Origin of the sequence: Thalassobacillus pellis (genome assembly GCF_016908295.1) — a bacterium.
Lineage (GTDB): Bacteria > Bacillota > Bacilli > Bacillales > Halobacillaceae > Thalassobacillus > Thalassobacillus pellis.
Genome location: NZ_JAFBDO010000002.1, coordinates 145,754 through 159,518, shown reverse-complemented (window position 1 = coordinate 159,518; position 13,765 = coordinate 145,754). Strand labels below are relative to the sequence as shown.

Sequence of the window (13,765 nt, the reverse complement as noted above, 5' to 3'; positions counted from 1 at the left end):
CCTTGTGTAAAATATGTATATTCTTTTTTTAACATTTGAATAATCACTTCACCGATTTTATCGTGATTACATGACACTCTGCCTGTGTACCGAGCCTCAATGGTAAAAGCCTTGTACCATACCCTTCACTTACAAACACGGGGGTGTCCCGATCTTTCTTCAGCCCACCCTTAGGCATGGGTCCCCAGCCAAATAACCTTATCTGCCCACCGTGAGTATGACCGCTTAATACAAGGTGTACAGCATTCTTTTGCTCTGAAGAGAAAGCCTGAAGCATAGCAGGATCATGGATGACTAGTACTTTAAATTCTCCTGTCGCATCTTCATAAGCATATTTCAGATTTTCTTCGGGGTGGTGATAAAAATCAACCCCTAGTATACTGATTTTTTCTCCTTCTGCTGATTCAAGATTAGCTGCAGTATTGCCTAGAATGTGGACTCCGAGAGACAACAGTGTGGCATCCAGTTCGTGGTAGTCACCCTCATAATCGTTATTTCCCCATATGAAGTAGACCGGTGCTCCCCATTTTTTCAGTTTTGTGATGTTCTGTTTGACATTCTCCATTCGGACTCCCTTTTCAATCAGATCACCGCCAATGATAACCAAATCGATAGAATCTGTTACTTTGGAAAGTGTTTCTTCCTGGAGAGTTCTCCGATGAATATCGGATAGGAAGAATATATTAATTTCTCGAAAACTTGCCGGCAGAAACTCGGAAGATAGTACCTGCCTGTCGATGACGTCAGTATGTGCTTTTCTATACATATGAAAGAGTAATAAAATCCCAACAACCATTACCGACAATCCAATATACATCATGTCTCCCATTCACGCCCCAGTCTTTTACGTTTCAAATGAAAATCTATCGTGATAATACCATAGATGATAGCCAGGACATAGAAAACAATTACTATTTTGAAGGAAAGAAAACCTAAAGGAACTGGTATGAATGCTGTGCTGCCAATAAGTATTCCTTTTTTCAGTTGGTTGTAATGGAATATCTCATGGAAACTCTTGCGAAAAAGGTAAGACTCTCCGATAACGCCAGCTAACAAACACCCAGCGCCTAATATAAATGTACCTGGCTGCATGATCGTATAGATGAACATACTCGGTTCAAGAGGCAAGCCGGCAAATGGCAGCCAATAGATTGCCAGGAAACAACCGCTGAATGCTAGCAAAACATTCATGAATGTTTTCAAAAAATCCCCTCCCAGACAAATTTATGCCATAGTAAGGGGAAAAAGAAGCCTTAGTCTTTATGGATATCAAGAACACGGAATCCTGTTTTCTCTAATTTTTGTGCAAATTTCTCGATATTATCATTGGGGTCTACTTTCAAAACTATCCGCCGTGCCAATTTATCCGTTTCATCAAATGTAGCAAGAGAAATGACATTTTCGTGATACGTTTTCAAGATATCTCCCAACCGTTCGATCCTTCCGGCAGACTCTTCGGAAGTAAAAGCAATTCTGACACCTTTTCTTTTTACACCAAAAGCGCTTTCAAACTGTTCAAGCACATCAAATCGAGTCACAATACCAAGGAACTGACCGGAATCATTTGTAACAGCAAGAATGGGAAAACCTTTAAATACAGGTAAAGTACGTTCAAACACTTCATTTTCTTTTATGCTTAAATCTTTATATCCACATATCTCTCCTGCTGTTGTTGTCTCTAAAAAGATATCCTTTTGCTGATTACTTTCAAAACAGGCCTGATAAAGTAACTCTTTCGAAATCATCCCGATGAACCTTTCCCCATCCAAAACAGGCATCGCCTGTATATCTTTTTCACTTAAAGTACGGAGGATATTGGTTAAAATATCATCCTTATCTGCGACGAAACATTTGTGTGGTGAAACCATTATACTTTTAACGAACATTGACATCCCTCCACCTTATTTTTTTCTTCCCTCACTATAATTCTCGTTCCACTCCCATAAACCCTGCATAATTCTCGCATAGGACGGCCTTCCTTTTTCATACAATTGCATTAGCCTAATTAAGGAAGGTGATTGTCTTGTACACGCAGCAAAAATGTTACCGGCCTTTTTATGGTCCGCATGATCCTTGTCCTCCAAAATTAATCAAGTGTTATTCCACTCCGCCAAATCTATATATGGGCTTCCAGCCGCCTGGCCTTCAACAATTCGAACCAAGGGTCGCGCTGATGAAAGGAACATTATGGCCAGCCTTCTATGACCCATATCCAAAACCGAAGCCAGCCAGGGAGGTGGAAATGGATGAACAAACTAACTCCTGAGTACTATCAGCAGTTAGAAGCCATCCAGGCAGTTGATTTTGTGCTGGTGGAATTGACACTGTATCTGGACACGCACCCCAATGATGCCCAGGCAATTGAACAGTTCAATGCTTGTGCAAAAGAAAGCAGGCGGCTTAAGAAGATTTTTGAACAGCAGTTCGGCCCGTTAATGCAATACGGTAAAAGCTACTCAGGCTGTCCATGGCAATGGGATGATACTCCTTGGCCATGGCAGGTATGAGGTTTTAGGAAATTGGAAAAGGAGGGGATGAAAACTTATGTGGTATTATGAAAAAAAGCTTCAATACCCGGTAAAAGTAAGCAGCTGTAACCCTAGGCTCGCTAAATTTTTGATCGAACAATATGGTGGTGCGGACGGTGAGTTGGCAGCTGCCCTGCGATACTTAAACCAACGTTACTCTATTCCTGATAAAGTCATTGGGCTGCTGACAGACATCGGTACAGAGGAATTCGCCCACTTGGAAATGATTGCCACTATGGTTTATAAACTGACCAAAGATGCTTCTGCCGAACAAATGGAAGAGGCAGGCTTAGGTGCGCATTATGCCAACCATGATAATGCTTTGTTCTATCATAATGCCGCCGGAGTCCCCTGGACGGCATCCTATATACAAGCTAAAGGGGACCCTATTGCTGACCTGTATGAAGATATTGCGGCGGAAGAAAAGGCCAGAGCAACCTATCAATGGCTCATTAATATGTCAGATGACCCCGATTTGAATGATGGATTAGCCTTTTTAAGGGAGCGGGAAATTATCCATTCCCAGAGATTCAGGGAAGCAGTTGAAATACTTAAGGAGGAAAGAGGAAAAAAACAATTCTTTTAAAGGAAAGAAGACCTGTGATTTCTCAGGTCTTCTATTTCATTTACATAAGATAATTTCTGACAACTGTAGATATTGACAAGAATAAAAAATAATATATCAATTCCAGCTACATGTACCCAGATACCCTCACTTTTTGAATCGGATCAACAGAGCCAATAAAAAGTCAATGACAAAATGAGCCAGGATAGTTGCTGTCAGGTTACCTGTCAATTCATACATGTACCCAATAAAAAAACTTACAAATAAGACTGAAATAAGCAAGACTATTTTTTTCAAGTAACGAATATGCATGACTGCAAACAAAATGCTCGCTGCAGCATATCCGAATTCGGAATGGATGACACCCCGAAACAGAAGTTCCTCACTGACTGCAACTACTAACACCAGGCCAATAATACTTGGTATAGACCGGGTTTTGAATACCTTACTGTTTATACCCCCATCATCATAGTGCTTCTCTGGTAAAAGTGTCATTAATAGTAAATCAGCAGCCACCACAATCAGTCCTGGAAAGACACCATAAACCAATAATTCTTTACCATTTAAATCGAACTGCTGCAGCCAACCTTCCCAAAAAGAATCAAATAACCACCAGCTGCCGATTACAGCAGTGATGAATATGATTATCTGGGTCAGCATCAAGTGAAAGGTAATTTCCCTGTCTGTCATCTTCTCGATTAATTCAGCTTGTCTGGATTTACCCATTAGCTTCTCCCTGTAAAAACAATCTGTTTAGGCGTGCTATCCAATCCAATGTTTCCGGATTTCTTTTGGCGATGTCAAAGCGGACCTTCTGCCATGCAAATCCGCAATGATCGCAGCAGGGTACTACAGGTTCCTTGATGTCTTTTTGAAATGGTTTATATAACATTACTCTCCTGCATCCTTGTGTTTGAAGAGACATGATTAGTTCAGACAGCTTCATCATTTTATACGTATACCTGTCACGGACCACACGTTCCACTTCCTCTTTCATTACTTCCCACTTGTCTCGGTTTGTAATAAGAATATTATCCTCCAATAACTGATGCCGCTTAAGGTGATGCTTGATAAAACGCCATTGAATTTCTGGAAGCCCGGTTTCTTCCATTACAACAGCATCTACAGGAAGCGGCTGGTCCTCATGGGTAATGGTATGCAAATAAGAAAATATACAATCCAAATCACTTGTGGACGGAAGTTCACTTTGAATCAGCTTTTTCGGGAGCATATCATCGGATGGAGCGTATAGAATTATACTGATGCTATGATTTCCATCCCTTCCTGCCCGTCCTACTTCCTGGATGAAAGATTCCAACTGCGGCGGTATATGATAATGAATAACTAAGCGGATATCTTTTTTATCAATTCCCATACCGAAAGCGCTTGTACAACAGATCACATCTAATTGGCCATTCATGAATTGCTGTTGGATCAAAAGCCTGTCGGTATGTTCCATTCCTCCATGGTAATAAGCAACTTGCCGGTCAGAAAGCCTCCTCATTAATTCATGGGCGGTGTTTTCCGCCTGCAGTCTGCTTGAAAAATAAATCATTGCTGGCGCATGGTTGTGAGCTAGTAATTCAGTAAGTTTATCTACTTTCTGATCGGAATGATTCACGTGTTCAACTACAAAGGATATATTCGCTTTATCCATCGGGTAAATATGTAATTGCATACCTTCACAATCAAGCTGCCTGATGATATCGCTTTGCACCTCGGGCGTTGCTGTCCCGCTCAATGCCAGGACAGGCGGTCTTCCCATTTTCCCAATCATATCACCAAGCCTCAGGTAGTCCGTCCTGAACTCATGCCCCCACTGTGAGATACAATGAGCTTCATCAACAACAAATAAAGCTACGTCCATGATCCCAAGCCGATCTGCTACATGTTGGTTCTGCAGCATCTCCGGAGACAAATATAATAGCCTGTAGTGAGACAGACGATCCAGTACCTGTCTTTTTTGCCTTGGATCCAAAAAGCTGTTTATTGCAGCCACTCTTTTAAATCCTGCCGCCTTAAGCTGCCTTACCTGATCCACCATCAATGATACCAGAGGGGATACAACGACTGTAATACCATCAAGGAGCATTGCCGGCAGCTGATAGCAGATTGATTTTCCTGTACCTGTGGGGAGTACTCCCAAAACGTCATAGCCATTTAAAACATCCGAAATGATTTCCTTTTGGCCCTCACGAAATGTATCGAAACCGAAATGTGTTTTCAAATATTTTTCCAAATCATATGTGTTCATACAACTGCCCCATTTTTATCAGGTTGATTCCGTGCCATTACTAATCTTATCGTAAAATAATCGTATTTTCCCTCAAGCACATCGTATATTTCTTTCAACCGCTTCGTCTTAAGACCATCCATCGCTTCATTGATTTCTTTTATAGCAGAAATTGATATATATTTTTCAATTGCAAATTCCGGGATGCATAAGGCAACCTCCACTACATGGTCATGGATGGTACTCATTTTTAAACCCCTATTCATCGAAATATCCTCAAGATCCATTCCATTTAACAGCATCTGATAAGTCCGCTTTGCTGAATGTGTAATCAGAGGATTATCATTATCATCGCCGAGAAGCAAGGAAAGCTCTTTGTATTTCTGCGGTTTTTTTTCAACTACCCGATACATTAAGTGAAGGGTGTGTTGAAGATGAAGATGGACATCGTGGATATCCATGTTAAATTGTTTTGCCAGCTGCTGCTTGCTTAAACCGATTAAGTCCGCTCCTGTAACACGGTAAGTGAAAATTTCGGACTCCCTACTGTCTATCTGTGATAAAAAGAGTTCGAGCTCATGGTAAAGACGATTGACAGCTTCCGGCAGTTTCCTTTTTTTTGTTTTATAATGATTCTTCACCCATTGAAGCACATCATTTGTGTCAGATAAAGGTAAAAAATCTTTTTTGCCATTAACCAGACTGGTAATGGTCTGGATGTATAAGAACAGCCGCTCTTCAAAAATATGGATAATGGCATGAAGACGCATCCCGTCAAAGTACAACGGGCCCTGGTCATTTTTCATTTCCTTAAATGTACTAATTCCCTTATGAGTGAGCTGAGGCTTCTCACCATTAACGATTAATATGTCTTCCGACTGTAAGTTTTTGATTAATTCCATAAAGGAATCCCGTTCCAGCTGCTTATAAATGCCGAAGAATGCAGTAAGCTGATAAGTATAGGAATCCTGCAGGGTCTGAGTGGACCTTTTACCAGTTAATAGGTTATAGATCCCTCCAATAGATCTTTCACCGTTTAATTGATTGATACAGGTCATTAAAATATATACAAACAAAAGCACTTCCCCCTTTTTAAAGATGAGATAATTTTCAGTCAATTCCGGGAAATCGCAACGTGATATAAATCACACGGAAACCCTTTAGCTGCAAGGTTTGTCGGTGATTTCCATGTTGAAATATTTTAATAGAAGAAGTACAATTAATTCAAGGCGGATGTATCCAGAAAATATAGAGATAACAGTTGTATGTTCCATTTTTGAGGAGCTGTATTATTTAGGAGGGAATAGGTCATGGCGAAATATACCATTGTTGATAAAGAAACATGCATTGCTTGTGGTGCCTGTGGTGCAGCTGCACCGGATATTTACGATTATGATGATGAAGGCATCGCCTATGTAGTGCTTGATGATAATGAAGGTATCGTTGAAATACCTGAAGTATTAGAAGAAGATATGGAGGATGCATTTGAAGGTTGTCCTACTGATTCCATCAAAGTTGCGGATCAGCCATTTGAAGGAGATCCTCTGAAATTCGAATAGAACATTCGTCAAAGCCCATTGCGCACCTGCAGTGGGCTTTTACTTATGCTCCAGCTCCATCAGTTTTTCCATTGCATCCTGCTCATCAAAGCTGCTGTACCACCTGTAATGTTGGTTGTCTATGATTCTGTAATGCTTGCTTATCAGATTTTGCTGAAGTGTAAAGAACTGTCTTTCTTCGATGTTGTTCCACCATATTTTCCCTCCTAAAGTCTTATCCCTTGGCCGTTCAATATATTCGTGGGCCACGGTTTCAATCACTTCCATCGGATCTTCACCAAGCATGTTCCTCAGGGTTTCGCTATCCTGAAACAAAGCACAGACAGCCACTATCGTTGTCCAGCTTGCTTCTGTTCTTTCCTTCTCAATCTGGACTAATGTCTTTTTAGAAATACCTAATATATCAGCCATTTTATTCTGGGTATAACTTTTTTCTACACGGATCAATTTTATCTTTTTTGAAATTTGCCTGATTAATTGCTCTTTGTCCATCACTGATCTATCCTTTCGGTTTCATCCCCTTTCTATTTTAACATGACCATCGTTTTTCTCCTATAATACATTGTTAGCGTTTAACAGTCAGTAAAAATAGTTTTTTCAGCAATGTTTTCCCGTGAATATGGGAATTTTAAAATTTTCACTACGTCGGGAAGCTTCTTTATTATACTTTTATTACTAAAAAATCTCCTCCCATCGCATCAGCGCAAGGGAGGAGATTTTTCTTTACTGACATCGTCGTGTCATTTACCTAAAAACGAAATTCGTATTCTTTTACTTTTTTAACTCTATATAATCTAAGGGGTTAACGGCTATTGGCACATCAAGTGGTCTGGTTAGATTATATGGACCTATCCTTTTTATATCATTACCTGTAAACTGGACTTTTTCCATATGGTAAGTACCAGCAGTGGCAAGAACGGCCTCTACCATGTTCAAGGTTTGTTGGTCTTGTTGAAGGGAACCTTCATTAATATTGACTTCTAATGTTCTTTCATCAATTTTCTTTGCTTGAATTCTGACATTCTCCGGTATTGGAGATGAAATCAACTTGCCCTCACTTTTGTGCATAGCCTGGATAGCCTCGTCAATTTTTAAATCTGGTCTGGTTTCTGTGCTTATCAGGAATGTCGGATGATTTGGACTATATTGATATAATTTATATACTGCCGGTTCCGGTTCCACTTGGAGTTGATCCAGTTCACCGTAGTGCCCTACCTCAACAGGTCCCCCTCCTTCTTTTTTTAATTTCACTTGCTTGATACCATATGGACGAAAAGCTGACTGGATGCTCTTAACGAGCACCTGATCTGCGCTTGAACCTCCATTATTGCGGTATCCACTCATAAATAACGCAGTTCCTTTACCTTCTTCTTTGTTGATAGATAAAGCAATATTACTTAAAGGGTAATTACCTAACCCCAAGGATTCCAGCTGTGAGGAGAGGTTACGCAATGAACTCCAGGTGTCCGTAATACTTCCATGATTAGGAATTATGATAGATAATGGTACGATATGTTCCGCATTTTTCCCAGGTACACCGATATGAACAAGTTGTGTATCCGGATCGTCATAGAGAACCAGGTGGCTTTCCGAGGCAATCTTTTGTTCGTATAATTGTGCCTCCTCTCCGGCATCCTCCAATATTCTGGCGGCATCTCCGGAGTCTTTATTAGAATTTTCCTGAGCAGCCTGATCTGTACTATATTCTCTGTTTTTTAGTTCTTGCTGGTTCATAAACAACATAGGAATGATAAGTGCTAGCAGCAGTATGACAGTAGCAGAAGCAACGACAGGTATTGCCCATGGCTTGTTTTTCCGTGTTTTATCATCCTCTGAACGGGAGGAAACTTTTCTGTATAAGTCATCTTTTGTTTGTCTGTCTTTTATTTCCGGCATATTCTTTAATGCATGTTCGAGTTTTTTGTCTGCATTTTTTTTATTGCTCATGGTGCTTCTCCTCCTCTCGCTGCTTTTCCATCTGACGCTGTAATGCTTTCATTCCCCTGTGCTGAGTTGTTTTTACTTTACTGGCACTCCACCCGAGTATATCAGCAGTTTCCTGGATGGACATGGATTGTATGTAACGGAGGACGATGACGCTTTTTTGGTCGACTGTCAATTGCTCCATACATCGGTATACTTCCCGAATGGTTTCACCTTGCTCTATGATTTCATCAGGAAGGGGACGTTCATCCTGTAACTGTTCCCCATGATTACTCCAATCAAAGAAGTCCATCAGCCGTTTCTTTTTCCGCTTTTGTTTTCTGAAATAGTCTATTGTCACATGACGTGCGATAGAAAAAAGCCATGTTTTTTCACTGCTCTCCCCATTAAAACGGGAGTAAGAATTAATAACCCGGATATAAACATCCTGAACGAGATCTTCTGCTTGTTCCCGATCCTTGACCATATAAAAAACAAACCGGTAAAGATCGGTGTGGTATTGATCATAAAACCTTTCGTATACCGATCGCACTTTTTCTGCCTCCCGTTCACTTGAATAGTCGCTTTTCCATTTAAAAAGTTACACTAACCATAATAATACTTCCCATTAAAAAATACCAACCGGCAATGAGGCCACTTAAAAGTCCTTTCGTATCTAGTAGAGCTTTTTAAAGTTGATTCCAGCGAATCGTAAAGCGGTGGCTGCTTGCCGTGGGCACGGACTTAAGCCTTTCTTGGTCAAAAGGATCACTTGACCAGGTATATCTTCGGCTTGCGCTGTTCACACAGGCGCCCCCACCGAACGCTCATCGTGGAGCAGAAGTTAAACGAAAAAGAGTGTAAGGAATAGATGACACAAACCACTTGAAATTAAATAAAAAGCGGTCTGAATGGAAATTAAATTTCCCACAGACCGCTTTTTTAAAATTCTGCTTTTTCTAAGGGCTTCCGTTTTTCAGTAGTCTCACAGCAATTGGCTGGTATTTAAGTCAGAATCCATTGCTTATTATAACGCTGGAACAATTTACTGAGGACAGGGGATAAGACAAAAATAAATACCGCATTTCCTATCGCATGATACAAGTCGAACGGCAGACCTGCAAGGTAATATCCCCAAAAAGATCCTGCGTAAGAATACATAGTGAGAGAGATTATAAATCCATATAACAAACCGCTGAAAGCACCAAATATCGATAGTAAGGGCAGTGGAATCTCCCTCCAGCATTTACCGAGAATACCACTCATAAACCCGATTAATCCCCACGCTACAATTTGCCATATTGTCCAAATTCCCATCCCTAGTAAGACATTGGATAAAAAGGTGATCAACAAAGCCAGGATTACCGCAGAAAGCGGACCAAGCCAAATACCTCCAAGTATGATAATCGCGGTCACCGGCTGGACATTCGGAATAAATGCAAGGGCATACCTTCCAACAACAGCTAATGATGCCAATAAAGCAATCAGAGTGATCTTATAAGTATTCATCGGTATCATTCCCACTTATGGAAATCAAAAACCACTTCATCGCCTTCTTTAAGTTCATACTCCTTAGCACCTACTTTTGCTGTTTCCCCATTAATAGTAAAAAACCAGGCTTTTTGCTCTCCATCTTTTGCTTTGATACCTTCAATTTGGGTGATAAAACCGTCTTTTTCTTTTACGCCCTCGAAGTTTTCTTTCAGAACTTTCATCAAAGATGTTCCTTCTTTAACTTCAAGTTCTTTTTCTGCAACGCTTTTTTCCCCATTGTTCTGAGATATAGTTATCTGTACTGAAAATTCCTCTTTTGCCTGTTGTTCTGTCTGCTGCTGACCATCATTACCCGGGCTTTCTGCCTGACAGCCTGCCAGGATACCCAAGCTGAGAAAGATAGCTGATACTATACGATACCATTTGCCCATTTCTTTCCTTCCCTTCTTTCCACATAGTATTGGCTAAGCTTAGAAGGGATTCATTATCGACAACCGTACTGTTGGTCCATGTAAAAAACCCATCCCTGGACGGATGGGTTTGAAGACAAACCAGCATTATACCTGATAGATTATACATGCCCGGTTGTCTCAAACGCTCAATCCCCGAAGCTTTGAAACGATGCAAAAAGGCAGGTCTACTGGCTCGTGTTCATTCTACTGCGGACCCTTCCCATATCATCAGATACAGTGGTAAATCCGGTTCGTCACACTTACAGTTGCGAGGACAGCTTTGGCATTCCACCAAATTCCCTTTAACTCATAAAGAGTACCTTCATGCGAATATTCGATTATACTATTCTTATATTATCATAAGCCTATCGAATGTAAAGAGTGTGTTTCACAAGGAACAAGAATATATTACAAATCCTGTGAGGTTTCGCAATTTAATGGCAGTTTAAAGGAGAATGTTGTCCCAATACCTGCCTTACTGTGAACTTCAATAATGCCATGATGTGCTTCCACTATATTTTTAGCAATCGCAAGTCCAAGACCTGTCCCTTTTTTACTTTTATCTCTTTTTCGCGATTTGTCGGCTTTATAAAATCGTTCAAACACAAAGGGAAGATCTTCTTCCGGAATCCCGGATCCCGAATCCTTGACAGATACTAATAGATTATTGTTATCAAGTTCAAGATTTACCGATACTTCACCGCCCCGGTTAGTATGCCTGATCGCATTATCCACAAGATTAGTAAGTACCTGTTCTACTCTATCAGGATCAAATTCAGCTTGACCGATTTGGTTAATCGCATGATGAGTAAGCAGTATTTCTTTTTCTTGAGCAAGCCCCTGAAATTTTCGGACCACTTTTTCGGTGAATGGTACGACATCAACTTCTTCCTTATTTAAGGAGATGTGTCCAGCCTCCATTCGGGCAAGGTCCAGCAGTTCATTTACCAGCCTCCCCATCCTTAATGATTCCTCATAAATGATTTGGGCCAATTCATTCTTTTCTTCCTTACTCTCTGCAATATCATCAACGATTGCTTCACTATACCCTTGCATCATTGAAATAGGTGTCCTCAATTCATGTGACACATTTGCAATAAAATCTTTTCGTAGTTTATCCAGTCTTCTTTCTTCTGTCATGTCACGCAGCACTGCAACTGCACCCCTGACATACGTCCTGTCATATAATGGAGTCATGATAATCACCCAGTTCCGCCCTTGGACGTCAGCTTCCGTCATTACTTCTGTTTCGCTCTGGATGACTTCATTAAAAATTTCTCGAAGTTTATCAGGGAGAACAGGATGGGTTTGATAGTCTCCTGCTTCCTTCTGTTCAAATTCAAGTGCATCCAGGTATTGTTCTGAAGGTGGATTGGTGATCAGTACTTCCCCTTGCCGATTTATGGTAATAACACCGTCTGCCATGGAGCTGAGAATTCCGGACAGTTGCTCTTTTTCCTGGTTCAAAGCATTAATATGGAATTTCAGTTGCCTGCCCATCCGGTTAAATGCCATTGCAAGTTCCCCAATTTCATCATGGGTTAATATCGGGATTTTCGTATTGAACTCCCCTTTAGCAAGCTCAAGGGCACCTTCTCTCATTTTTATAAGGGGTGCTGTAATCCTTGTGGATAGGAAAAAGGCGAAAATGGTGGTTAATATGATCGCTATACCAGCTGCCAGGAAGATGATTTTTGTCGTCTGCCGCGTAGTTTCTTCAACTCTTTCGAGTGACTGATAGACATAGACAGCACCAGAGGCTTTGTCTAGCGGAGAACCGACAACCATCACACCATGCTCAAGGGTTTCAATTTCAGCAATTTTTTTTACCTGGTCTTTATTCGTCAATACGTTTGATAACTCTTTATCCTGCATAATCCAGTTTTTGTCAATTTCTGGTAAGGAATCTTCTGAAGGGGAACTCCACATATCACCCTTATCAAACATGATGACTACTCGGCTGGACGGATCTTTCACCCTGGTAGCCATATCAAGCACAAGTGAACGTTCATCAAAATCCTCAACGATCTCTGATATCTGGCTGGCTGTCTGGAGCAACTCTCGTTCTGCATCTTCAATATGATAATTTTCAAAGAACTCTAGCAATAAAACGGTTAGGATGAAAAGGACGAATGATACAAGCAATAAAATAGTGAACCATAGCTTACCTACGACACTACGCCAAAACATTAATCACCACTTACCTCGAATTTGTATCCTACACCCCACACGGTCACAATCATTTTTGCGGCATCAGTGGAAACTTTGCTCAGTTTTTCCCGCAGCCTTTTCACATGGGTATCGACCGTCCTCAAGTCGCCAAAAAATTCATACTGCCAGACTTCTTTCAACAATTGCTCCCGCTCAAACACCTTATCGGGGGCTTTGGCGAGAAAATGAAGCAGTTCATACTCTTTAGGGGTCAAATTTACGTCCTCATCATCTGCTGTTACACGATGGGCATCATTATCTATGGTCAAGTGCGGAAATACGAGCACATTTTTAGTAGTCGTTTCTGTCTGCAAGAACTTTGTGGAAGAAGAACGACGCAGTAATGCTTTTACACGGAGAACAACTTCACGCGGGCTGAATGGCTTGACTATATAATCATCCGTACCCACCTCGAAGCCCTGGACACGGTTAGCTTCCTCCCCCTTAGCTGTCAGCATGATCACCGGGGTCGCTTTCTTTTCCCTTAATTCCCTGCAAACTTCTACACCATCTTTACCTGGCATCATGATGTCCAGCAAGATGACATCATAATCCTGCTCCAATGCGAGCGCAAGACCCTCTTCCCCGTCTTCGGCTTCCTCCACAGAAAAGTTTTCCCGTTCCAAATACATCCTGATCAGCCTTCGGATACGTTCTTCATCATCTACTACTAATATTTTCGGTTCATTTTCCAATTAAATTACCCCCTTTGGAGTTTATATGCTTATATCTTTTTTTTCGCTGTTATCTCAATTATTCCCTGTTTATCCAATTATGAAAAGTACAGTATATACGAGAGA

17 protein-coding genes and 1 riboswitch are annotated in these 13,765 nt (G+C 40.9%); of the genes, 4 read left to right on the top strand and 13 right to left on the bottom strand.

The window, feature by feature from the left end; genetic code table 11:
- Window positions 1-43 precede the first annotated feature (43 nt).
- The 3 genes from JOC33_RS06605 to JOC33_RS06595 are packed head-to-tail and all read right to left on the bottom strand — an operon-like array spanning window position 44 to window position 1,886.
- Entirely contained in the window at window positions 44-820 is a 777-nt protein-coding gene (locus JOC33_RS06605; RefSeq protein WP_205091714.1) for a metallophosphoesterase, read from the bottom strand.
- The gene (locus JOC33_RS06600; protein WP_205091713.1) at window positions 817-1,203 is read right to left on the bottom strand and encodes a hypothetical protein; all 387 of its coding nucleotides are present in this window, start codon (window positions 1,201-1,203) and stop codon (window positions 817-819) included. The genes JOC33_RS06605 and JOC33_RS06600 overlap by 4 nt, the downstream gene beginning before the upstream one ends.
- A gap of 50 nt (window positions 1,204-1,253) precedes the next feature.
- Window positions 1,254-1,886 carry a CBS domain-containing protein gene (locus tag JOC33_RS06595; RefSeq protein WP_205091712.1) on the bottom strand — a complete coding sequence of 211 codons (633 nt, stop codon included), beginning with the start codon at window positions 1,884-1,886 and terminating at the stop codon, window positions 1,254-1,256.
- Window positions 1,887-2,023: 137 nt separating this feature from the next.
- On the opposite strand from JOC33_RS06595, the gene JOC33_RS06590 reads away from it, so the two are divergent.
- Genes JOC33_RS06590 through JOC33_RS06580 form a run of 3 tightly spaced genes read left to right on the top strand, consistent with a single transcriptional unit; the run spans window position 2,024 to window position 3,114 of the window.
- Window positions 2,024-2,266 carry a spore coat associated protein CotJA gene (locus JOC33_RS06590; RefSeq protein WP_205091711.1) on the top strand — a complete coding sequence of 81 codons (243 nt, stop codon included), beginning with the start codon at window positions 2,024-2,026 and terminating at the stop codon, window positions 2,264-2,266.
- Window positions 2,247-2,507 carry a spore coat protein CotJB gene (locus tag JOC33_RS06585; protein WP_205091710.1) on the top strand — a complete coding sequence of 87 codons (261 nt, stop codon included), beginning with the start codon at window positions 2,247-2,249 and terminating at the stop codon, window positions 2,505-2,507. Before JOC33_RS06590 ends, JOC33_RS06585 begins: the two co-directional genes overlap by 20 nt.
- Before the next feature lie 37 nt (window positions 2,508-2,544).
- Window positions 2,545-3,114, top strand: coding sequence for a manganese catalase family protein (locus JOC33_RS06580; RefSeq protein ID WP_205091709.1), 570 nt, complete (start codon window positions 2,545-2,547; stop codon window positions 3,112-3,114).
- Between the two features lie 126 nt (window positions 3,115-3,240).
- On the opposite strand, the gene JOC33_RS06575 is transcribed toward JOC33_RS06580, so the two are convergent.
- From JOC33_RS06575 to JOC33_RS06565, 3 genes are read right to left on the bottom strand one after another with little or no spacing between them, the layout of a single operon-like run.
- Window positions 3,241-3,819 carry a CPBP family intramembrane glutamic endopeptidase gene (locus JOC33_RS06575; RefSeq protein WP_205091708.1) on the bottom strand — a complete coding sequence of 193 codons (579 nt, stop codon included), beginning with the start codon at window positions 3,817-3,819 and terminating at the stop codon, window positions 3,241-3,243.
- Window positions 3,812-5,347, bottom strand: coding sequence for a RecQ family ATP-dependent DNA helicase (locus JOC33_RS06570; RefSeq protein WP_205091707.1), 1,536 nt, complete (start codon window positions 5,345-5,347; stop codon window positions 3,812-3,814). The genes JOC33_RS06575 and JOC33_RS06570 overlap by 8 nt, the downstream gene beginning before the upstream one ends.
- Window positions 5,344-6,402 carry a YpbB family protein gene (locus JOC33_RS06565; protein WP_205091706.1) on the bottom strand — a complete coding sequence of 353 codons (1,059 nt, stop codon included), beginning with the start codon at window positions 6,400-6,402 and terminating at the stop codon, window positions 5,344-5,346. Before JOC33_RS06565 ends, JOC33_RS06570 begins: the two co-directional genes overlap by 4 nt.
- A gap of 234 nt (window positions 6,403-6,636) precedes the next feature.
- Here JOC33_RS06565 and JOC33_RS06560 point away from each other — a divergent pair, with 234 nt between their 5' ends.
- On the top strand, window positions 6,637-6,885 hold the full coding sequence (locus JOC33_RS06560) for a ferredoxin (RefSeq protein ID WP_205091705.1): 249 nt from the start codon (window positions 6,637-6,639) through the stop codon (window positions 6,883-6,885).
- Window positions 6,886-6,924: 39 nt separating this feature from the next.
- Here the strand turns inward: JOC33_RS06560 and JOC33_RS06555 are convergent, their stop codons facing one another.
- The 7 genes from JOC33_RS06555 to JOC33_RS06525 form a co-directional block, all read right to left on the bottom strand.
- On the bottom strand, window positions 6,925-7,377 hold the full coding sequence (locus tag JOC33_RS06555) for a helix-turn-helix transcriptional regulator (RefSeq protein ID WP_205091704.1): 453 nt from the start codon (window positions 7,375-7,377) through the stop codon (window positions 6,925-6,927).
- A gap of 279 nt (window positions 7,378-7,656) precedes the next feature.
- Window positions 7,657-8,832, bottom strand: coding sequence for a GerMN domain-containing protein (locus JOC33_RS06550; RefSeq protein ID WP_205091703.1), 1,176 nt, complete (start codon window positions 8,830-8,832; stop codon window positions 7,657-7,659).
- Entirely contained in the window at window positions 8,822-9,361 is a 540-nt protein-coding gene (gene sigX / locus JOC33_RS06545) for an RNA polymerase sigma factor SigX (RefSeq protein WP_205091702.1), read from the bottom strand. The genes JOC33_RS06550 and sigX overlap by 11 nt, the downstream gene beginning before the upstream one ends.
- Window positions 9,362-9,813: 452 nt before the next feature.
- Entirely contained in the window at window positions 9,814-10,317 is a 504-nt protein-coding gene (locus tag JOC33_RS06540; protein ID WP_205091701.1) for an ECF transporter S component, read from the bottom strand.
- A gap of 5 nt (window positions 10,318-10,322) precedes the next feature.
- Window positions 10,323-10,733 carry a DUF4430 domain-containing protein gene (locus tag JOC33_RS06535; protein WP_205091700.1) on the bottom strand — a complete coding sequence of 137 codons (411 nt, stop codon included), beginning with the start codon at window positions 10,731-10,733 and terminating at the stop codon, window positions 10,323-10,325.
- 182 nt (window positions 10,734-10,915) lie between these two features.
- Window positions 10,916-11,093: riboswitch (cobalamin riboswitch) on the bottom strand.
- 69 nt (window positions 11,094-11,162) lie between these two features.
- The gene (locus tag JOC33_RS06530; RefSeq protein ID WP_205091699.1) at window positions 11,163-12,944 is read right to left on the bottom strand and encodes an ATP-binding protein; all 1,782 of its coding nucleotides are present in this window, start codon (window positions 12,942-12,944) and stop codon (window positions 11,163-11,165) included.
- On the bottom strand, window positions 12,944-13,660 hold the full coding sequence (locus JOC33_RS06525; protein ID WP_205091698.1) for a response regulator transcription factor: 717 nt from the start codon (window positions 13,658-13,660) through the stop codon (window positions 12,944-12,946). Before JOC33_RS06525 ends, JOC33_RS06530 begins: the two co-directional genes overlap by 1 nt.
- Window positions 13,661-13,765: the final 105 nt, after the last annotated feature.